Raw genomic sequence first — 20243 nt, forward strand, 5'->3', positions numbered from 1 at the left:
CGGTCGGCGGGCCCGGGTCGGTACGATCGCACCCATGCGTGCGCTCCGGTATGGCGCCGCGACCACAGCCTTCAGTCAGGAGAGACCGGTGTCAGACGTCCGTGTGATCATCCAACGCGATTCCGAGCGGGAAGAACGCGTGGTGACGACGGGCACTACGGCCGCCGAGCTCTTCGCCGGCGAGCGCTCGGTCATCGCCGCGCGCGTGGCCGGTGAGCTCAAGGACCTCTCCTACGAGGTCAAGGACGGCGAGACCGTCGAGGGGGTGGAGATCTCCTCCGAGGACGGTCTGAACATCCTGCGCCACTCCACCGCGCACGTCATGGCCCAGGCCGTGCAGGAGCTGTTCCCCGAGGCCAAGCTCGGCATCGGCCCGCCGGTCAAGGACGGCTTCTACTACGACTTCGACGTCGAGAAGCCCTTCCACCCCGATGACCTCAAGGCCATCGAGAAGAAGATGCAGGAGATCCAGAAGCGGGGGCAGAGGTTCTCCCGCCGTGTGGTCACCGACGAGGCCGCCCGCGAGGAACTCGCCGACGAGCCGTACAAGCTGGAGCTGATCGGCCTCAAGGGCTCCACCTCGCACGACGACGGCGCGGACGTCGAGGTCGGCGCCGGCGAGCTGACGATCTACGACAACCTGGACGCCAAGACCGGCGAGCTGTGCTGGAAGGACCTCTGCCGCGGTCCCCACCTGCCCACCACCCGGAACATCCCGGCGTTCAAGCTGATGCGCAACGCCGCCGCCTACTGGCGCGGCAGCGAGAAGAACCCGATGCTCCAGCGCATCTACGGCACCGCCTGGCCCACCAAGGACGAGCTGAAGGCCCACCTGGAGTTCCTCGCCGAGGCCGAGAAGCGCGACCACCGCAAGCTCGGCTCCGAGCTCGACCTGTTCTCCATCCCGGAGCAGATCGGCTCCGGCCTCGCCGTCTTCCACCCCAAGGGCGGCATCATCCGCCGGGTCATGGAGGACTACTCGCGGCGCCGCCACGAGGAGGAGGGCTACGAGTTCGTCTACACCCCGCACGCGACGAAGGGGAAGCTCTTCGAGACCTCGGGCCACCTGGACTGGTACGCCGACGGCATGTACCCGCCCATGCAGCTCGACGAGGGTGTGGACTACTACCTCAAGCCCATGAACTGCCCGATGCACAACCTGATCTTCGACGCGCGAGGCCGGTCCTACCGTGAGCTGCCCTTGAGGTTGTTTGAGTTCGGTACGGTCTACCGCTACGAGAAGTCGGGCGTGGTGCACGGCCTGACCCGGGCCCGCGGCTTCACCCAGGACGACGCGCACATCTACTGCACCCGCGAGCAGATGTCCGAGGAGCTCGACAAGACGCTCACCTTCGTCCTCAACCTGCTGCGCGACTACGGTCTGACCGACTTCTACCTGGAGCTGTCCACCAAGGACCCGGAGAAGTTCGTCGGCTCCGACGAGGCGTGGGAAGAGGCCACCGAGACGCTGCGCCAGGTCGCCGAGAAGCAGAACCTGGAGCTCGTGGCGGACCCGGGCGGCGCCGCCTTCTACGGCCCGAAGATCTCCGTCCAGGCCAAGGACGCCATCGGTCGCACCTGGCAGATGTCGACCATCCAGCTCGACTTCAACCTGCCGGAGCGCTTCGACCTGGAGTACACCGCCGCGGACGGTTCCAAGACCCGCCCGGTCATGATCCACCGCGCGCTGTTCGGAAGCATCGAGCGCTTCTTCGCGGTGCTCCTGGAGCACTACGCGGGCGCGTTCCCGGCGTGGCTCGCCCCGGTCCAGGCAGTGGGCATCCCGGTGGGCGACGCCCACGTGCAGTACCTGGAGGAGTTCGCGGGCGAGGCACGGCGGAAGGGGCTGCGCGTCGAGGTGGACTCCTCCTCGGACCGGATGCAGAAGAAGATCCGCACGCAGCAGAAGCAGAAGGTCCCGTTCATGATCATCGTCGGTGACGAGGACATGCACGCGGGCACGGTGTCGTTCCGCTACCGCGACGGTTCGCAGGAGAACGGCATTCCGCGTGACCAGGCGCTGGCGAAGCTCGTTGATGTGGTGGAGCGTCGCGTGCAGGTATGAGGTTGTCCCCGCGCCAGCGGGGATGGTCCGTCGAACAGGCGGAGCGGCAGCTCTCGGCAGGAGTGCTCCCCGCCATTGCGGGGATATCGGCCCCCGGGGTATCCCCGGGGGCCTTTTCCACGCCCTCGCGGTGACGCCATATGCTGCACGCATGACGAGTGAGCCGGAGCAGCAGTCGGGAGTGGGCACGCAGGACGCGTTCCAGCGTCTGTGGACGCCCCACCGGATGGCGTACATCCAGGGCGAGAACAAGCCGAGCGGCCCGGGCGCCGACGACGGCTGCCCCTTCTGCTCCATTCCGGCCAAGTCCGACGAGGACGGGCTGATCCTGCGGCGCGGCGAGCGGGTCTACGCGGTGCTCAACCTCTACCCGTACACGGGCGGCCATCTGATGACCGTGCCGTACCGGCACGTGGCCGACTACACGGACCTCACCGCGGAGGAGACGGCGGAACTCGCCGAGCTGACCAAGCAGGCGATGACGGCGCTGCGTACCGCGTCGGGCGCGCACGGCTTCAACATCGGCATGAACCAGGGCACGGTCGCTGGCGCGGGCATCGCCGCCCACCTCCACCAGCACGTCGTCCCACGCTGGGGCGGCGACACGAACTTCATGCCGGTGGTCGGCCACACAAAGATCCTGCCACAGCTCCTGGCCGACACGAGGAAAATGCTGTCGGAGGCCTGGCCCGCGTAACTGCGGGCAATCGTGCCTCCCCCAGTGCCTTAAGGGCCTGGGAGGTGCCCCCCAGCGGCACGGGCGGGCGCAGCGGCACCTCGTCAGCGCCGAGCCGCGCACCCACCCCCGCCCAGCCACAACCCGCCGTACGTGACGCTCACGCGTCGTAGACATCCGCCTTCCGGGGCGAAGCATCCTGCACAGCCGTGCTGAGGAACGACGACCGCGACCCGAACTTCTCCGTGTCCACCCCGTTCTCCTCCAGCACCTTGATCGCAGCGGAGTGCACCACCCGCAGCACCGGCGCGGCCGCCCGCAACGCGTCGTCCGCCATGAACCGGTGCCGCCACGGCTTGTCCGCCCACGCGTGCCGCAGACCGAACGGCTCCGGCAGGCTCAGCTTGCCGCCCAGCCAGTACAGCAGCGGCGGGTACCAGGTCAGCGGTGCCCGGGCGGCCAGGCGTACCACCTCGTCCGAGTCGACCAGCGGGAGCTTCACCTTCCGGGTCTCCCAGAACCTGATCGACTTCTGGACCTCCTTCTCCTTGGCCGCTGGCTTGCTGGTGAACAGCGAGTGCACCGGCCCCAGCGCGTGCCCGGTGACCTCGATGCGCAGCGTCTCGTGCAGCACGGTCACGGTGATCAGCATGGTGATCACCAACTGGCCGTCCCACAGCGTCCACTGCACGCCCAGATAGTGCCGGTCGCCCGCGCCGAACTGCTGCTTGTTGCAGATGTCCTGTATGGCGTGCGACTTGACCTGGTACGCCTCGACGTCGGTGCCCTCGGGCCGGGAGACCGCGTCGGCGTTCTCACCGATGGGTGTGACGATCCAGTGCCGTACCGACGGCTTGGGGAAGCCGCCGGTGTGCAGCGGCCCGCGCTCCAGCATCCGCAGCCGGTCGTGGATGGACTTGATGACGTCCCAGCTGCGGAACGGGTTGATCTCCCGGTCCGGGTCGACGGGCACCAGGTCCTCGGCGAGCTGCCAGCTCCCCCAGCGCGTGCCCATGCCGAGTATGCCCTTGGGTCCGGCGTAGAAGACGGAGTTGGACTGCTGTTCGGCGCTGAGCCTGGCCAGGGACTGGCGCAGTTGCTCGGCGGCCGTCTCGCCGGGACTGCTCGGCACCGCCTCGGGCACCTTGGCACCGACGCTGCTGCCGGAGAGCAGGCCGGCCCAGCGCTCGCGCAGGTCCCTCGCCGTGCGCTCGCAGATCTGCTTGGCCCAGAACCAGCCCAGCACCGGGGCGACGACCGCCGCGCGGGCGTACCAGCCCCAGAACCCGTCGAACGGCATGCGGATCAGGAACAGCACGGCGAGGGCGCCCACCGCGACCAGCAGGGTGGTGGCCAGCGCGCCCGCCCGTTTGTCCTCGCGCCTGGACATCGTCGTACGGATCTGGAAGACCAGCAGCCACACCAGCAGGCCCGGAAGGAAGAGCAGTCCGCACAGGACCATGACGGCGCTCAGCCAGTTGTCCCGCTCGCGGCGGATGCGGTGCGCCGCCAGCGAGTGCTCGACCACCACCTGCGGCTGGGTGCCGAAGGACTGGATGAGCGGCGCGCGGCCGGAGCCGAGCATCCGGTCGATGATCGCCCTGGAGTACGCCTCGCCCAGGTTGGGCCGGAACAGCTTCAGCCTGGGTGCGCTCACGGCCGACTTGTGCCACTCGTTGTTGGCTTTGAGTATCTCCTCGGCCTCGTTGTCCCGGTAGGCCGCCGAGGCCAGCGCGAACGTCGGGGTCTGCCCCTCGCCGCCCGTGCGCGGCACCTGCGGACCGAAGAACTCCGCGTAACCGCTCTCAACGGTCATTCCCGCCCCCGATCGCCGCGACTGTCGTCTTGCGGCCTTCCCGACTTCCTTGTTGCGCACACCTGTTGATCAGGTCTTCAGCGTATCCGTACCCACTGTCGTCCGTCGGCGGACGGCCGAAGCCGTCCGCCGCCACGGAGTGAAGCATTCCGAAGTCGTCCTGGCGCGAGGGGCGTACGCGGGCGCCCGCCGGGTCTCCCGGGGGCGCCCGTCACCGGCTACGAGGCGGTACGCGCCTCTTCCTTGACCCGTTCCGCCACGTTCGACGGCATGGGTTCGTGCCGCGCGTACCGGCGGCTGAACCGGGCGGTGCCGTGCGAGAGGGAGCGCAGGTCGACGGCGTACCGGCCGATCTCGATCTCCGGGACCTCGGCCTTGATGAGGGTGCGCCCGCCGGGTGACTGCTCGGTGCCGAGCACCCGGCCGCGCCGGCCGGACAGGTCGCTCATCACGGGGCCGACGTAGTCGTCGCCTACCAGGACGCTCACCTCGGCCACCGGCTCCAGCAGATGGATCTTCGCGTCCGCGGCCGCCTCCCGCAGGGCCAGCGCGCCGGCCGTCTGGAACGCGGCGTCGGAGGAGTCCACGGAGTGCGCCTTGCCGTCGAGGAGTGTCACGCGGACGTCGATCAGCGGGTGTCCCGCGGCGACTCCCTTGACGGCCTGGGCCCGTACGCCCTTCTCGACGGAAGGGATGAACTGGCGCGGCACCGCGCCGCCGACCACCTTGTCGACGAACTCGATGCCCGAGCCGTTCGGCAGCGGCTCCACCTCGATCTCGCAGATGGCGAACTGTCCGTGTCCGCCGGACTGTTTGACGTGCCGGCCGCGCCCGGCCGCCTTGCCGCCGAACGTCTCCCTGAGCGACACCCGGTGCGGTACGACGTCGACCTGGACGCCGTAGCGGCTGCGCAGCCGCTCCAGGGCCACGTCCGCGTGCGCCTCGCCCAGGCACCACAGCACCACCTGGTGGGTGTCCTGGTTCTGTTCCAGCCGCATCGTCGGATCCTCGGCCACCAGCCGGGACAGCCCCTGCGAGAGCTTGTCCTCGTCGGGTTTGCTGTGCGCCTGGATGGCCAGCGGCAGCAGCGGATCGGGCATCTCCCACGGCTCCATGAGCAACGGGTCGTCCTTGGCGGACAGGGTGTCGCCGGTCTCCGCGCGGCTGAGCTTCGCCACGCACGCGAGGTCGCCCGCGATGACGTGGGAGACGGGCCGCTGCTGCTTGCCGAACGGTGTGGACAGGGCGCCGATCCGCTCGTCCACGTCGTGGTCCTCGTGGCCGCGGTCGGCGAGCCCGTGTCCGGAGACGTGCACGGTCTGGTCGGCGCGCAGGGTGCCGGAGAAGAGCCGGATCAGGGAGAGCCGGCCGACGTACGGGTCGGAGGAGGTCTTCACGACCTCCGCGAGCAGCGGGGCGTCGGGGTCGCACGGTTTCAGCTCGCGCGGCCTGCCGTCGACGGTGGTCACGCTCGGGGTGCCGTGCTCCAGCGGGGTCGGGAAGCCGCCGGTGACCAGCTCCAGCAGTTCGACCGTGCCGAGCCCCTGGCGGGCGCCGTCGGCGGCCGGGGCGGCGGCCAGGACGGGGAAGAACACCCCGCGCGCGACCGCCCGTTCCAGGTCCTCGATCAGTGTCTCGACGTCGACCTGCTCGCCGCCGAGGTAGCGGTCCATGAGGGTCTCGTCCTCGCTCTCGGCGATGATCCCCTCGATGAGCCGGCCGCGGGCCTCCTCGATCAGCGGGAGCTGGTCCTCGCCGGGCTCCGACTCCTTGCGCTCGCCGGTGGAGTAGTCGAACAGCTTCCGCGACAGCAGTCCGGTCAGACCCGTCACGGGCGCGTGCCCGTCGGGTCCCTCCGGGCCGTGCAGCGGCAGGTACAGCGGCAGTACGGCGTCGGGGTCGTCGCCGCCGAACGTCTCCGCGCAGACGCGGGTCATCTCCTCGAAGTCCGCGCGGGCCGCCTCCAGGTGCGTGACGACGATGGCGCGCGGCATGCCGACCGCCGCGCACTCGTCCCACACCATGCGGGTCGAGCCGTCCACGCCGTCCGAGGCCGAGACGACGAAGAGGGCCGCGTCCGCCGCCCGCAGACCGGCCCTGAGTTCCCCGACGAAGTCGGCGTATCCGGGGGTGTCCAGAAGGTTGACCTTGATGCCGTCCCATTCGAGGGGCACCAGGGAGAGCTGTACGGAGCGCTGCTGCCGGTGCTCGATGTCGTCGTAGTCGGAGACGGTGCCGCCGTCCTCCACGCGGCCCGCCCGGTTCACCGCCCCCGCGGTCAGCGCGAGGGCCTCCACCAGGGTCGTCTTGCCCGATCCGGAGTGGCCGACCAGCACCACATTCCGTACGGACGTGGGGTGGCCGGCCGCCTGTGCCCTGCCGGCGGCTCCGGGGTGTGTGTGCGCCTTGTCGCCCATGATCCTGCCTCCCGTGCACGGTGAGGTCACTGTGGGCGCGGACCCGCGGAATCCGCGTGCGGTGCGGCTCCGGCGACGCCCGCGGTCCTTCGAGCTTTCCACTCCCGTCACGGCGCGTCCATACGAACGACGCGATCCCGACGTCTGTCCCTGCTCACGACGGTGCGAACCGCGTCGCCGGCCAGGGCCCGCCCGGCGGTCGGGCCGGAGGAAACCGGCGGTGCCTCGTGGCCCGGATGCGCGGGGACGGCAGGGGTGCCCCCGCGCGAAGCCGGGAGCGGAGGAGCGCGCGGCCGCAAGGCGGGGGAGGGAACCGACGAGACGGGGATCCCTCCCGCGCAACGGAGATCTCCCCGCGCGGGTGTACGAGTGGCCATCGGCACCGGCCGGCGCCGACTCCAGCGAGTCCCGCTCCCGCGCGGGGTGTACGGGCGGTGCGCGGCAGAGTGAAAGGCATCGTGACCCCGCCCCCGCGTGGGTGTACGGGTGCCCCGCCGTCGCCCGCGCGTGTGCGTGGCTACGATTGGGCCCGCCGGGTGGCCAGCAAGGGCCACCCGGCCCCACCGACCGTCGGGAAGGCCATGCTGAACAAGTACGCGCGTGCATTCTTCACGCGTGTCCTCACACCGTTCGCCGCGTTTCTCATCCGGCGGGGGGTCAGCCCCGACACGGTCACGCTCATCGGCACCGCGGGAGTGGTCGCGGGCGCGCTGGTCTTCTACCCCATGGGGGAGTTCTTCTGGGGCACGGTCGTGATCACGCTGTTCGTGTTCTCCGACCTCGTCGACGGCAACATGGCCCGCCAGCTGGGCCGCTCCAGCCGCTGGGGCGCCTTCCTGGACTCCACCCTGGACCGGGTCGCCGACGGAGCGATCTTCGGCGGCTTCGCCCTCTGGTACGCCGGGGGCGGCGACGACATCGCCCTGTGCGCGGTGTCGATCTTCTGCCTGGCCAGCGGCCAGGTGGTGTCGTACACCAAGGCGCGCGGCGAGTCGATCGGCCTGCCGGTCGCCGTCAACGGGCTGGTCGAGCGGGCCGAACGGCTGGTGGTCTCGCTGGTCGCGGCCGGTTTCGCGGGCCTGCACGCGTTCGGTGTGCCCGGCATCCAGTACCTGCTGCCGGTCGCCCTGTGGATCGTCGCCGTCGGCAGCCTGGTCACGCTGATCCAGCGGGTGGTCACCGTGCGCCGTGAGTCCGCCGAGGTGGAGGCCGCGGAGCGGCAGGAGGCCCAGGGGAGCGAGGCCGCGAAGTGAGCGCCCAGGAGCGGCTGGCCGACGCCCTGTACGGCGCCGGCTGGGGCACCGTCAAGAAACTCCCCGAGCCGGTCGCCGTGCGCCTCGGGAGGACCATCGCCGACCTCGCGTGGAAGCAGCGCGGCAAGGGCGTGCTCCGGCTGGAGAGCAACTACGCGCGCGTCGTGCCGGACGCGGGCCCGGAGCGGCTGGCCGAACTCTCCCGCGCGGGGATGCGGTCGTATCTGCGTTACTGGATGGAGTCCTTCCGGCTGCCCGCCTGGAGCCCCGAGCGCGTCGCGTCCGGCCTCGACGTCAAGGACCTCCACCACCTGACCGACGGCATGGCGGCCGGCAAGGGCGTCGTCCTCGCGCTGCCGCACCTCGCCAACTGGGACCTCGCCGGCGCCTGGGTCACCACGAAGCTCGGCATACCGTTCACCACCGTCGCCGAGCGGCTGAAACCGGAGACGCTGTACGACCGTTTCGTCGCCTACCGCGAGGGCCTCGGCATGGAGGTGCTGCCGCACAGCGGCGGCTCCGCCTTCGGCACCCTGGCCCGGCGGCTGCGCGACGGCGGACTGGTCTGCCTGGTCGCCGACCGCGACCTGTCCGCCTCCGGTGTCGAGGTCGGCTTCTTCGGCGAGACCGCCCGGATGCCGGCCGGCCCCGCCCTGCTCGCCCAGCAGACCGGGGCCCGGCTGCTGCCGGTGACCCTCTGGTACGACGACTCGCCGGTCATGAAGGGCCGGGTCCACCCGCCGGTCGAGGTCCCCGGGTCAGGCACGCGCCCCGAGAAGACGTCTGTCATGACACAGGCGCTGGCCGACGCCTTCGCCACGGGGATCGCCGACCATCCGGAGGACTGGCACATGCTGCAGCGCTTGTGGCTGAAGGACCTCGACCCCGCGCGGGACCCCGCGACGGCCCCCGAGCAGGACCGGAAGGGAACCTCGTGAGGATCGGCATCGTCTGCCCGTACTCCTGGGACGTGCCGGGAGGCGTCCAGTTCCACATCCGTGACCTGGCCGAGTACTTCCTCCGGCTCGGTCACGAGGTGTCCGTCCTCGCCCCGGCCGACGACGACACCCCGCTGCCGCCGTACGTCGTCTCGGCGGGCCGCGCGGTGCCGGTGCCGTACAACGGGTCGGTGGCCCGGCTCAACTTCGGCTTCCTGTCCGCCGCGCGGGTACGGCGCTGGCTGCACGAGGGCGCCTTCGACGTCGTCCACATCCACGAGCCGACCTCGCCCTCGCTCGGCCTGCTGACCTGCTGGGCGGCCGAGGGGCCGATCGTCGCCACCTTCCACACCTCCAACCCGCGCTCCCGCGCGATGATCGCCGCGTACGCGATCCTCCAGGCCGCCCTGGAGAAGATCAGCGCGCGGATCGCGGTGAGCGAGTACGCCCGCCGCACCCTCGTCGAGCACCTGGGCGGCGACGCGGTGGTCATCCCCAACGGCGTCGACGTCGACTTCTTCGCCAAGGCCGAGCCCAAACCGGAGTGGCAGGGCGACACCATCGGCTTCATCGGCCGGATCGACGAGCCCCGCAAGGGCCTGCCGGTGCTGATGAAGGCCCTGCCGAAGATCCTCGCCGCCCGGCCGGGGACGCGGTTGCTGGTCGCCGGGCGCGGCGACGAGGAGGAGGCGGTCGAGTCGCTGCCCCGGGAGCTGCGCCCGCGCGTGGAGTTCCTCGGCATGGTCAGCGACGAGGACAAGGCCCGCTTCCTGCGCAGCGTCGACCTGTACGTGGCGCCCAACACCGGCGGGGAGAGCTTCGGCATCATCCTGGTCGAGGCGATGTCGGCGGGTGCGCCGGTGCTCGCCTCCGACCTGGACGCGTTCGCACAGGTCCTCGACCAGGGAGCGGCGGGCGAACTGTTCGCCAACGAGGACGCGGACGCGCTCGCCGAGACGGCCGTACGGCTCCTGGGGGACCCGGAGCGCCGCGCGGAGCTCCGCGAACGCGGCAGCGCCCACGTCCGCCGCTTCGACTGGTCGACGGTCGGCGCGGACATCCTGTCGGTCTACGAGACGGTGACGGCGGGCGCGGCGGCGGTGGCGACGGACGACCGCGCGACGGGCCTGAGGGCACGGTTCGGCCTGGCACGGGACTAGGGCCCGCCCGGACCGTTCCCGTCTGCCGTGCGACGCCTGGCACGTACTCCCGCGGAGCGGAGGGGGGACCCCAGCCGTGTGGTCCGCCCTCCGGGCGGACGGCGGGGGGAGGGGCGGACAGGCCCTGGGACGAGGCGCCCAGGCCGAAGGGGGTCCGGGGGCGCAGCCCCCGGAGAGCGCCCCCGGTAGCCTTGCCGCCCGTGACCGCAACCCTCATCTGGATCCTCGTCGCCCTCGTCGTCATCGGCCTCTACCTGAGCTGGACGGCGGGACGCCTGGACCGGCTGCACGCCCGGATCGACGCCGCCCGGGCCGCGCTCGACGCCCAACTGCTGCGCCGTGCCTCCGTGGCGCAGGAACTGGCCACCTCGGGCGTGCTCGACCCCGCCGCGTCGATCGTGCTCTACGAGGCCGCGCACGCCGCGCGGCAGTCGGTCGAGGAGCAGCGCGAGGTCGCGGAGAGCGAGCTCAGCCAGGCGCTGCGCGCGGTGTTCGGCGACGCGCAGCAGGTGGACGCGGTCCGGGAGGCGCCAGGGGGAGAGGAGGCGGCCCTGGAGCTCGCCGAGGCGGTGCGCAGGGTGCCGATGGCCCGCCGCTTCCACAACGACGCCGTACGGGCGGCACGGGCGCTGCGCCGGCACCGCAAGGTGCGCTGGTTCCGGCTGGCCGGACACGCGCCCTTCCCGATGGCCTTCGAGATGGACGACGAGCCGCCGGCCGCCCTGGTCGAGCGGGCCGCGTAACGGCGGGATCCGGCCACCCGGCCGGGCCGCCGCCGACCGAAAAGGATCCACCGGCTTCCCATTGGCCCTTGCTGTGGCCTGGTCCGTTCACGTTTCCTCGGTGCTGCAGAAACCCCCTCCTTCCCCTCAGCGAGGTCATTCGTGTCCAGCACGCTCTCCGAAAACCAGGGTCCCGAGACCGGCACCGCCCGTGTGAAGCGCGGCATGGCCGAGCAGCTCAAGGGCGGCGTGATCATGGACGTCGTCACGCCGGAGCAGGCCAAGATCGCCGAGGACGCCGGCGCCGTCGCCGTCATGGCCCTGGAGCGGGTCCCCGCCGACATCCGCAAGGACGGCGGCGTGGCCCGGATGTCCGACCCGGACATGATCGAGGGCATCATCGGCGCGGTCTCCATCCCCGTGATGGCCAAGTCCCGCATCGGCCACTTCGTCGAGGCCCAGGTGCTGCAGTCCCTCGGCGTCGACTACATCGACGAGTCCGAGGTCCTCACCCCGGCCGACGAGGTCAACCACAGCGACAAGTTCGCCTTCACCACCCCCTTCGTCTGCGGCGCCACCAACCTCGGTGAGGCCCTGCGCCGCATCGCCGAGGGCGCCGCCATGATCCGCTCCAAGGGCGAGGCCGGCACCGGCAACGTCGTCGAGGCCGTACGCCACCTGCGCCAGATCAAGAACGAGATCGCCCGCCTGCGCGGCTACGACAACAACGAGCTGTACGCCGCCGCCAAGGAGCTGCGCGCCCCGTACGAGCTGGTCAAGGAGGTCGCCGAGCTGGGCAAGCTCCCGGTGGTCCTCTTCTCCGCCGGTGGCGTCGCCACCCCGGCCGACGCCGCGCTGATGCGCCAGCTCGGCGCCGAGGGCGTCTTCGTCGGCTCCGGCATCTTCAAGTCCGGCGACCCGGCGAAGCGTGCCGCCGCCATCGTCAAGGCGACCACCTTCTACGACGACCCGAAGATCATCGCGGACGCGTCCCGCAACCTCGGCGAGGCCATGGTCGGCATCAACTGCGACACCCTCCCCGAGACCGAGCGCTACGCCAACCGCGGCTGGTGACCGTGATCATCGGTGTCCTGGCCCTCCAGGGCGACGTACGGGAGCACCTCGTCGCCCTGGCCGCGGCCGACGCCGTGGCCAGGCCGGTCAGGCGTCCCGAGGAACTCGCCGAGGTCGACGGCCTGGTCGTCCCCGGCGGGGAGTCCACCACGATCTCCAAGCTGGCGGTCCTCTTCGGCCTGATGGAGCCTCTCCGCGCGCGTGTGCGCGAGGGCATGCCCGTCTACGGCACCTGCGCCGGCATGATCATGCTGGCCGACAAGATCCTCGACCCGCGCTCGGGCCAGGAGACCCTCGGCGGCATCGACATGATCGTGCGCCGCAACGCCTTCGGCCGGCAGAACGAGTCCTTCGAGGCCGCGGTCGACGTCAAGGGCGTCGAGGGCGATCCCGTGGAGGGCGTCTTCATCCGCGCCCCCTGGGTGGAGTCCGTCGGCGCCGGCGCCGAGGTGCTCGCCGAGCACGGCGGCCACATCGTCGCCGTCCGCCAGGGCAACGCGCTGGCCACGTCGTTCCACCCGGAACTGACCGGCGACCACCGCGTGCACGGCCTCTTCGTCGACATGGTGCGCGCGTGCCGGGCGGCCGAGTCCTTGTAGGATTCCTGCGTTCGTTGCAGAGATGGGTTACGCGAAGGAGACAGGCAGATGTCCGGCCACTCTAAATGGGCCACGACGAAGCACAAGAAGGCCGTGATCGATGCCAAGCGCGGCAAGCTCTTCGCGAAGCTGATCAAGAACATCGAGGTCGCCGCGCGTATGGGCGGTGTCGATCTGGAGGGCAACCCCACCCTCTACGACGCCGTCCAGAAGGCCAAGAAGCAGTCGGTGCCGAACAAGAACATCGACTCCGCCATCAAGCGCGGTGGCGGTCTCGAGGCCGGTGGCGCCGACTACGAGACGATCATGTACGAGGGCTACGGTCCGAACGGTGTCGCGGTGCTCATCGAGTGCCTCACCGACAACCGCAACCGTGCCGCCTCGGACGTGCGTGTCGCGATGACCCGCAACGGCGGTTCCATGGCCGACCCGGGCTCGGTGTCCTACCTGTTCAACCGCAAGGGCGTGGTGATCGTCCCCAAGGGCGAGCTGACCGAGGACGACGTCCTCACCGCCGTCCTGGACGCGGGCGCCGAGGAGGTCAACGACCTCGGCGAGAACTTCGAGGTGCTCAGCGAGGCCACCGACCTGGTCGCCGTGCGCACCGCTCTGCAGGACGCCGGGATCGACTACGACTCCGCCGAGGCCAACTTCGTCCCGACCATGCAGGTCGAACTGGACGAGGAGGGCGCCAAGAAGATCTTCAAGCTCATCGACGCGCTGGAGGACAGCGACGACGTGCAGAACGTCTTCGCCAACTTCGACGTGAGCGACGAGATCATGGAGAAGGTCGACGCGTAACGCGTCCACTGCTCAGCGGGCCGGCGGGACACTTCCGTCGGCCCGTCGCTCTGTCAGTGGCACCCGATAGCCTGCACAAACAGGTGATCGAGGGAAAAGGGGTGGCACGTGCGCGTACTGGGGGTGGACCCGGGGCTGACCCGGTGCGGCGTCGGTGTCGTGGAGGGCGTCGCCGGGCGGCCGCTCGCCATGCTCGGCGTGGGCGTCGTCCGCACGCCGGCCGACGCCGACCTCGGCCACCGCCTCGTCGCCGTCGAGCAGGGCCTCGAACAGTGGCTGGACGAGCACCGGCCCGAGGTCGTCGCCGTGGAGCGCGTCTTCAGCCAGCACAACGTGCGTACGGTGATGGGCACCGCCCAGGCCAGCGCCGTCGCCATCCTGTGCGCCTCCCGCCGCGGCATCCCCGTCGTCCTGCACACGCCCAGCGAGGTCAAGGCCGCCGTCACCGGCTCGGGCCGCGCCGACAAGGCCCAGGTCGGCGCCATGGTCACCCGCCTGCTGCGGCTGGACGCGCCGCCGAAGCCCGCCGACGCCGCCGACGCCCTCGCGCTCGCCATCTGCCACATCTGGCGCGCCCCCGCGCAGAACCGGCTCCAGCGGGCCGCCGCCCTGCACGCCTCCAGAACCCCCCGCGCACCACAAGCCCCGCGCGCATCGAAAGGCCGTACGACATGATCGCCTTCGTCAGCGGCACGGTCGCCGCCCTCGCTCCCGACACCGCGGTGGTCGAGGTCGGCGGGGTCGGCATGGCCGTCCAGTGCACGCCGAACACGCTCTCCACGCTCCGCGTCGGACAGCCCGCGAAACTCGCCACCTCCCTCGTCGTCCGCGAGGACTCGCTGACCCTCTACGGCTTCGCCGACGACGACGAGCGCCAGGTCTTCGTGCTGCTCCAGACCGCCAGTGGCGTGGGCCCCCGGCTGGCCCAGGCGATGCTCGCCGTGCACACCCCCGACGCCCTGCGCAGAGCCGTGGCCACCGGGGACGAGAAGGCGCTGACCGCCGTCCCCGGCATCGGCAAGAAGGGCGCCCAGAAGCTGCTCCTGGAGCTCAAGGACCGCCTCGGCGAGCCGCTCGGCGCCCCCGCCGTCGGCGCACCGGTCACCAGCGGCTGGCGCGACCAGCTGCACGCCGCCCTGATCGGCCTCGGGTACGCGACCCGTGAGGCCGACGAGGCCGTGGCCGCCGTGGCACCCCAGGCGGAGGCCGCCGAGGGCACCCCGCAGGTGGGGCAGCTGCTGAAGGCGGCCCTGCAGACGCTGAACCGCGCCCGATAGCCCGTACGGAGAGCTGAGGCATACGCACATGAACTGGGACGACACCACCGACACCGACGCCACCGGCGAGCGGCTGGTGGGCTCTGTCGCCGACCGCGAGGACCAGGCCGTCGAGGCCGCCCTGCGCCCCAAGGACCTGGGCGAGTTCATCGGCCAGGAGAAGGTCCGCGAGCAGCTCGACCTCGTGCTGCGCGCCGCCCGCGCTCGGGGCGCCACCGCCGACCACGTGCTGCTCTCCGGCGCCCCCGGCCTCGGCAAGACCACCCTCTCGATGATCATCGCCGCCGAGATGGAAGCCCCCATCCGCATCACCTCGGGCCCCGCCATCCAGCACGCCGGCGACCTCGCGGCGATCCTCTCCTCCCTCCAGGAGGGCGAGGTGCTCTTCCTCGACGAGATCCACCGCATGTCCCGGCCCGCCGAGGAGATGCTCTACATGGCGATGGAGGACTTCCGCGTCGACGTGATCGTCGGCAAGGGCCCCGGCGCCACCGCCATCCCCCTCGAACTGCCCCCCTTCACCCTGGTCGGCGCCACCACCCGGGCCGGCCTGCTGCCGCCCCCGCTGCGTGACCGCTTCGGCTTCACCGCGCACATGGAGTTCTACGAGCCCGCCGAACTGGAGCGGGTCGTCCACCGCTCGGCGAGCCTCCTCGACGTGGAGATCGACCCGGCCGGCGCCGCGGAGATCGCCGGCCGCTCCCGCGGCACACCCCGTATCGCCAACCGCCTCCTGCGCCGCGTCCGGGACTACGCGCAGGTCAAGGCCGACGGGGTGATCACCAAGGACATCGCCGCGGCGGCCCTCGCCGTCTACGAGGTCGACGCCCGGGGCCTCGACCGGCTGGACCGGGCCGTCCTCGAGGCCCTGCTGAAGCTGTTCGGCGGCGGCCCGGTCGGCCTGTCCACGCTCTCCGTCGCGGTCGGGGAGGAACGTGAGACCGTGGAGGAGGTGGCCGAACCCTTCCTCGTACGGGAGGGTCTGCTCGCCCGCACCCCCCGCGGGAGGGTCGCCACCCCGGCGGCATGGGCGCATCTCGGCCTCACGCCGCCCCGCTCACAGGGCCCCGGAAACGGACAAGGGGACCTGTTCGGGGCGTGACGGCGAGGGCGATGGCCCAGGCTGGAACCCCGGTGCCATGCTGAGCGTTGTTCCCTGCGCGCGGACTCGCTTAGACTCCGCCGATGCCGCCCTTGTCGGCGACAGTACATACCCCCAACCATCAGGCCGTTCACCATCGCGGTCGTGTGAAGGAAGTTCCGACCCGTGAGTCTCCTGACCCTCCTCCCGTTCATTGTGCTCATCGGGGCCATGTTCCTGATGACCCGGTCGGCCAAGAAGAAGCAGCAGCAGGCCATCGACATGCGGAACCAGATGCAGCCCGGTTCCGGCGTCCGCACCATCGGGGGCATGTACGCCACGGTCAAGGAGGTCAGTGAGGACACGGTCCTCCTCGACGCCGGCCCGGGTGTGGAGCTGCTCTTCGCCAAGAACTCGATCGGTGCCGTCCTGACCGACGAGGAGTACAACCGCATCGTCCACGGCATCGAGCACGACCTGAAGTCCGACGCCGACGTCGTCCCCGACGACGCCTCCTCCCTCACCGAGACCGACGACTCCTCCGACGCTGCCGCCGCCTCCGACGACACGCCTGTCGACCTCGGCAAGAAGGACGCGGCCGATGAGCCGGCCGACGCCGACGAGGCGAAGGCGGACGCGCAGTCGAAGAAGTCCGACGGCGACTCCGACGCGAAGTAGTCGTGGCCCGGGGCGCGCGGGTGCTGCCCGCGCGCCCCGGGACATGCCCGACTCGCACGGAGTCCCGACACCATGTCATGGCCGCCCGCCCGCCGATCCGGCGCGAGGCGGCCCGAGAGGGAGTACGAGAAGGTGGCAGCACTCAAAAAGGGACGGAACGCGAGCGCCACAAGTAAGCCGTGGCGCTCGCTCGCTCTGATCCTGATCGCCATCGTGGCGCTCACCGGCGGCATGTTCGCATCCGGGCACACCACTCCGCGTCTCGGCATCGACCTGGCCGGTGGTACGAGCATCACGCTGGCGGCGGTCCCCGAGGCCGGCCAGGAGTCCGCGATCAACAAGACCAACATGGACACCGCGGTCTCCATCATGGAGCGGCGGGTCAACGGTCTTGGCGTCTCGGAGGCCGAGGTCCAGACGCAGGGTGACCGCAACATCATCGTCAACATTCCCAAGGGCACGAACTCCAAGCAGGCCCGGGAACAGGTCGGCACCACCGCCAAGCTCTACTTCCGTCCCGTGATCGCCACCGAACTCGCCGGTGGCGGCGCCGCTCCGACGCCCAGCGCGACCAGCGACGGCTCGGAGCAGGGCTCCGACAAGGACAAGGCGACCGAGAAGGCGACCGACAAGGCCACGGAGAAGGCGACCGACGGTTCCTCCCCGTCGGCGAGCGCCACCACCCAGGGCCGTGCCGTCACCGACGCCCTGAAGGCCGACGAGACGCCGGCCGCCTCCCCGAGCGGCACGGCCGAGGACGGGGCCAGCCCCTCCGCGACCGGCGGCACCTCCGGCGACGCCGACGGCAAGCTCCAGGCCCAGTACGCCGCGCTCGACTGCACCAAGGAGAGCGTCCGCGCCAAGGCCGGTGACGGTTCCAAGTCCAGCGACTCGACCGTCGCCTGCGGCCAGAACTCCCAGGGCCAGTGGCAGAAGTACATCCTCGGCCCCGCCGCGGTCGACGGCACGGACGTCGACGAGGCCAGCGCCGTCCTGAACACCCAGACCGGCGCCGGCTGGGTCGTCACCATGGACTTCACGGACAAGGGCGCCAAGAAGTTCGCCGACATCACCGGCCAGCTCGCCCAGAACCAGTCCCCGCAGAACCAGTTCGCCATCGTCCTGGACAACGAGGTCGTCTCCGACCCGTACGTCAGCCAGGCCCTGACCGGCGGCAACGCCGAGATCTCCGGCAACTTCAACCAGCAGTCGGCGCAGGAACTGGCCAACATGCTGTCCTACGGCGCCCTGCCGCTGACCTTCCGCGAGGACAGCGTCACCACCGTCACCGCCGCGCTCGGCGGTGAGCAGCTGAAGGCCGGTCTGATCGCCGGTGCCATCGGCCTCGCCCTGGTCGTCATCTACCTGCTGGTCTACTACCGCGGCCTGTCCTTCATCGCGATCCTGTCGCTGCTGGTGTCCGCCGCCCTCACCTACGTGATCATGTCGCTGCTCGGCCCGGCCATCGGCTTCGCGCTGAACCTGCCGGCCGTGTGCGGCGCCATCGTCGCGATCGGCATCACGGCGGACTCGTTCATCGTGTTCTTCGAACGGGTCCGGGACGAGATCCGCGAGGGCCGCACCCTGCGTCCCTCCGTGGAGCGGGCCTGGCCGCGCGCCCGGCGCACCATCCTGGTCTCCGACTTCGTCTCGTTCCTCGCCGCCGCGGTGCTCTTCGTCGTCACCGTCGGCAAGGTCCAGGGCTTCGCGTTCACGCTCGGCCTGACCACCGTGCTCGACGTCGTGGTGGTGTTCCTCTTCACCAAGCCCCTGCTCACGCTGATGGCCCGCCGCAAGTTCTTCGCGAGCGGCCACAAGTGGTCCGGTCTCGACCCGAAGGCGCTGGGTGCGAAGCCGCCACTGCGCCGCACCCGCCGTCCCTCCGCCCCTGCCCAGACGAAGGAGGCGTGAGAGATGTCGAAACTCGGCACCCTCGGGGCCCGACTGCACCACGGCGAGGTCGGCTACGACTTCGTCAAGAACCGCAAGATCTGGTACGGCATCTCCATCCTGATCACCATCACGGCCATCCTCGGCCTGGCGGTGCGCGGCCTGCACATGGGCATCGAGTTCCAGGGCGGAGCGGTCTTCACCACCCCGAAGAACATGAGCGTCTCGGTCTCCCAGGCCGAGGAGTACGCGGAGGACGCCTCCGGTCACGACGCGATCGTCCAGCAGCTCGGTGACGGCAGCATGCGCATCCAGGTCGCGGGCATCGACACCAAGACCTCGGACAGCATCAAGGACAAGCTCGCCGAGGACCTCAAGGTCGACGGTGAGCGGATCAACGCCGAGCTGGTCGGCCCGAGCTGGGGCGAGCAGATCGCCAACAAGGCCTGGCAGGGCCTCGGCATCTTCATGTTCCTCGTCGTGATCTACCTGGCGATCGCCTTCGAGTGGCGCATGGCACTCGCCGCGTTCGTCGCCCTGATCCACGACATCACCATCACCGTCGGCATCTACGCCCTCGTCGGCTTCGAGGTCACGCCGGGCACGGTGATCGGTCTGCTGACCATCCTCGGTTACTCGCTGTACGACACGGTCGTCGTCTTCGACAGCCTCAAGGAACAGACCAAGGACATCACCAAGCAGACCCGCTGGACCTACAGCGAGATCGCCAACCGTTCCATCAACAGCACCCTGGTCCGCTCCATCAACACCACGGTGGTCGCGCTGCTGCCGGTGGGCGGCCTGCTGTTCATCGGTGGCGGTGTCCTCGGCGCCGGCATGCTGAACGACATCTCGCTGTCGCTGTTCGTCGGCCTCGCCGCCGGCGCGTACTCCTCGATCTTCATCGCCACCCCGCTCGTCGCCGACCTCAAGGAGCGCGAGCCGGCGATGAAGTCGCTGAAGAAGCGCGTCCTGGCCAAGCGCGCCCAGGGCGCGACCGCGGGCGGGACGCAGGAGGCCCCGGTCACCGGCGAGGACCACGACGACGAGCCCGAGGACACCGCACCCGCGGTCGTCGGCCCGCGCGACCAGTCGGCCACCCGCACCCGCGGCCGGGGCCGTCCCTCCGGGAAACGCCGATGACCGAGATCAGGGAGCTGCTGCTCAGCCGTATCCGGGACGTGGCGGACTACCCGGAGCCGGGCGTGATGTTCAAGGACATCACCCCGCTCCTGGCGGACCCCGCGGCGTTCTCCGCGCTCAGCGACGCCCTCGCCGACATCGCCCGCGCCACCGGCGCCACCAAGGTCGTCGGCCTGGAGGCCCGTGGGTTCATCCTCGGCGCCCCGGTCGCCATCCGCGCGGGCCTCGGCTTCATCCCCGTACGCAAGGCGGGCAAGCTCCCCGGAGCCACCCTCAGCCAGGCGTACGACCTGGAGTACGGATCCGCCGAGATCGAGGTGCACGCCGAGGACCTGAGCGCCGCCGACCGCGTTCTGGTGGTCGACGACGTCCTCGCCACCGGCGGCACCGCCGAGGCGTCGGTCCAGCTCATCCGCAGGGCGGGCGCCGAGGTCGCGGGCCTGGCCGTACTGATGGAGCTCGGCTTCCTCGGCGGCCGCGCCCGGCTGGAACCGGCCCTGGCCGGCGCCCCGCTGGAGGCACTGCTCACGGTCTGACCAGCGGCGTCACATACGAACCGCACACAGGAAACACCGCTCGGGCGGGCACCGGAGGAATCCGGTGCCCGCCTTGGGTGTTTCCGGGGGCGGGCCCTTCTCTGGAGGCGCTGTTCA

18 protein-coding genes are annotated in these 20243 nt (G+C 70.7%); 16 read left to right on the forward strand and 2 right to left on the reverse strand.

The window, feature by feature from the left end:
- The first annotated feature begins 88 nt into the window (after window positions 1–88).
- Entirely contained in the window at window positions 89–2065 is a 1977-nt protein-coding gene (gene thrS / locus AMK33_RS17505; RefSeq protein WP_073933751.1) for a threonine--tRNA ligase, read from the forward strand.
- A gap of 151 nt (window positions 2066–2216) precedes the next feature.
- Window positions 2217–2762 (forward strand): HIT family protein, encoded by a 546-nt coding sequence (locus AMK33_RS17510; RefSeq protein WP_073933752.1) that lies wholly within the window; start codon window positions 2217–2219, stop codon window positions 2760–2762.
- 139 nt (window positions 2763–2901) lie between these two features.
- Here the strand turns inward: AMK33_RS17510 and AMK33_RS17515 are convergent, their stop codons facing one another.
- A complete protein-coding gene (locus AMK33_RS17515) occupies window positions 2902–4557 on the reverse strand; it encodes a hypothetical protein (protein WP_073933753.1) in 1656 nt (551 codons plus the stop codon).
- Between the two features lie 218 nt (window positions 4558–4775).
- Window positions 4776–6974 (reverse strand): elongation factor G-like protein EF-G2, encoded by a 2199-nt coding sequence (locus AMK33_RS17520; RefSeq protein WP_073933754.1) that lies wholly within the window; start codon window positions 6972–6974, stop codon window positions 4776–4778.
- Between the two features lie 581 nt (window positions 6975–7555).
- On the opposite strand from AMK33_RS17520, the gene pgsA reads away from it, so the two are divergent.
- The 14 genes from pgsA (at window position 7556) to AMK33_RS17590 (ending at window position 20126) form a co-directional block, all read left to right on the forward strand.
- Window positions 7556–8227 (forward strand): phosphatidylinositol phosphate synthase, encoded by a 672-nt coding sequence (pgsA, locus tag AMK33_RS17525; RefSeq protein WP_073933755.1) that lies wholly within the window; start codon window positions 7556–7558, stop codon window positions 8225–8227.
- On the forward strand, window positions 8224–9165 hold the full coding sequence (locus tag AMK33_RS17530) for a phosphatidylinositol mannoside acyltransferase (protein WP_073933756.1): 942 nt from the start codon (window positions 8224–8226) through the stop codon (window positions 9163–9165). The genes pgsA and AMK33_RS17530 overlap by 4 nt, the downstream gene beginning before the upstream one ends.
- Complete coding sequence (locus AMK33_RS17535; RefSeq protein ID WP_073933757.1) at window positions 9162–10325, forward strand: glycosyltransferase family 4 protein; 1164 nt, start codon at window positions 9162–9164, stop codon at window positions 10323–10325. Before AMK33_RS17530 ends, AMK33_RS17535 begins: the two co-directional genes overlap by 4 nt.
- Window positions 10326–10525: 200 nt before the next feature.
- The gene (locus tag AMK33_RS17540; RefSeq protein ID WP_030867667.1) at window positions 10526–11068 is read left to right on the forward strand and encodes a membrane protein; all 543 of its coding nucleotides are present in this window, start codon (window positions 10526–10528) and stop codon (window positions 11066–11068) included.
- A gap of 141 nt (window positions 11069–11209) precedes the next feature.
- Window positions 11210–12121, forward strand: a complete 912-nt coding sequence (gene pdxS, locus AMK33_RS17545; protein ID WP_073933758.1) for a pyridoxal 5'-phosphate synthase lyase subunit PdxS — start codon at window positions 11210–11212, stop codon at window positions 12119–12121.
- Entirely contained in the window at window positions 12115–12720 is a 606-nt protein-coding gene (gene pdxT, locus AMK33_RS17550; protein ID WP_073933759.1) for a pyridoxal 5'-phosphate synthase glutaminase subunit PdxT, read from the forward strand. Before pdxS ends, pdxT begins: the two co-directional genes overlap by 7 nt.
- 48 nt (window positions 12721–12768) lie before the next feature.
- Window positions 12769–13521, forward strand: a complete 753-nt coding sequence (locus tag AMK33_RS17555) for a YebC/PmpR family DNA-binding transcriptional regulator (protein ID WP_073933760.1) — start codon at window positions 12769–12771, stop codon at window positions 13519–13521.
- 108 nt (window positions 13522–13629) lie between these two features.
- Window positions 13630–14196 carry a crossover junction endodeoxyribonuclease RuvC gene (gene ruvC / locus AMK33_RS17560; RefSeq protein ID WP_073933761.1) on the forward strand — a complete coding sequence of 189 codons (567 nt, stop codon included), beginning with the start codon at window positions 13630–13632 and terminating at the stop codon, window positions 14194–14196.
- On the forward strand, window positions 14193–14798 hold the full coding sequence (gene ruvA / locus AMK33_RS17565) for a Holliday junction branch migration protein RuvA (protein WP_073933762.1): 606 nt from the start codon (window positions 14193–14195) through the stop codon (window positions 14796–14798). The genes ruvC and ruvA overlap by 4 nt, the downstream gene beginning before the upstream one ends.
- Window positions 14799–14826: 28 nt before the next feature.
- A complete protein-coding gene (gene ruvB, locus AMK33_RS17570) occupies window positions 14827–15900 on the forward strand; it encodes a Holliday junction branch migration DNA helicase RuvB (protein WP_073933763.1) in 1074 nt (357 codons plus the stop codon).
- Window positions 15901–16065: 165 nt separating this feature from the next.
- Window positions 16066–16557, forward strand: coding sequence for a preprotein translocase subunit YajC (yajC, locus tag AMK33_RS17575; RefSeq protein WP_073933764.1), 492 nt, complete (start codon window positions 16066–16068; stop codon window positions 16555–16557).
- A 132-nt stretch (window positions 16558–16689) separates the two neighbouring features.
- Window positions 16690–18468, forward strand: coding sequence for a protein translocase subunit SecD (gene secD / locus AMK33_RS17580; RefSeq protein WP_073933765.1), 1779 nt, complete (start codon window positions 16690–16692; stop codon window positions 18466–18468).
- Between the two features lie 3 nt (window positions 18469–18471).
- Window positions 18472–19590: a protein translocase subunit SecF gene (secF, locus tag AMK33_RS17585; protein ID WP_073933766.1), complete on the forward strand. Its 1119-nt coding sequence runs from the start codon at window positions 18472–18474 to the stop codon at window positions 19588–19590.
- On the forward strand, window positions 19587–20126 hold the full coding sequence (locus tag AMK33_RS17590; protein ID WP_073933767.1) for an adenine phosphoribosyltransferase: 540 nt from the start codon (window positions 19587–19589) through the stop codon (window positions 20124–20126). Before secF ends, AMK33_RS17590 begins: the two co-directional genes overlap by 4 nt.
- Window positions 20127–20243 lie beyond the last annotated feature (117 nt).

The sequence above is a fragment of the Streptomyces sp. CB02400 genome, assembly GCF_001905725.1.
GTDB lineage: Bacteria > Actinomycetota > Actinomycetes > Streptomycetales > Streptomycetaceae > Streptomyces > Streptomyces atrovirens.

What these genes read in the sequence shown, in the direction of transcription:
- AMK33_RS17520 (WP_073933754.1), bottom strand. Translation starts at nt 6,974, where the DNA reads ATGGGCGACAAGGCGCACACACACCCCGGAGCCGCCGGCAGGGCACAG.
- pgsA (WP_073933755.1), top strand. Translation starts at nt 7,556, where the DNA reads ATGCTGAACAAGTACGCGCGTGCATTCTTCACGCGTGTCCTCACACCG.
- AMK33_RS17590 (WP_073933767.1), top strand. Translation starts at nt 19,587, where the DNA reads ATGACCGAGATCAGGGAGCTGCTGCTCAGCCGTATCCGGGACGTGGCG.
- AMK33_RS17510 (WP_073933752.1), top strand. Translation starts at nt 2,217, where the DNA reads ATGACGAGTGAGCCGGAGCAGCAGTCGGGAGTGGGCACGCAGGACGCG.
- ruvB (WP_073933763.1), top strand. Translation starts at nt 14,827, where the DNA reads ATGAACTGGGACGACACCACCGACACCGACGCCACCGGCGAGCGGCTG.
- AMK33_RS17555 (WP_073933760.1), top strand. Translation starts at nt 12,769, where the DNA reads ATGTCCGGCCACTCTAAATGGGCCACGACGAAGCACAAGAAGGCCGTG.
- secF (WP_073933766.1), top strand. Translation starts at nt 18,472, where the DNA reads ATGTCGAAACTCGGCACCCTCGGGGCCCGACTGCACCACGGCGAGGTC.
- AMK33_RS17515 (WP_073933753.1), bottom strand. Translation starts at nt 4,557, where the DNA reads ATGACCGTTGAGAGCGGTTACGCGGAGTTCTTCGGTCCGCAGGTGCCG.
- ruvA (WP_073933762.1), top strand. Translation starts at nt 14,193, where the DNA reads ATGATCGCCTTCGTCAGCGGCACGGTCGCCGCCCTCGCTCCCGACACC.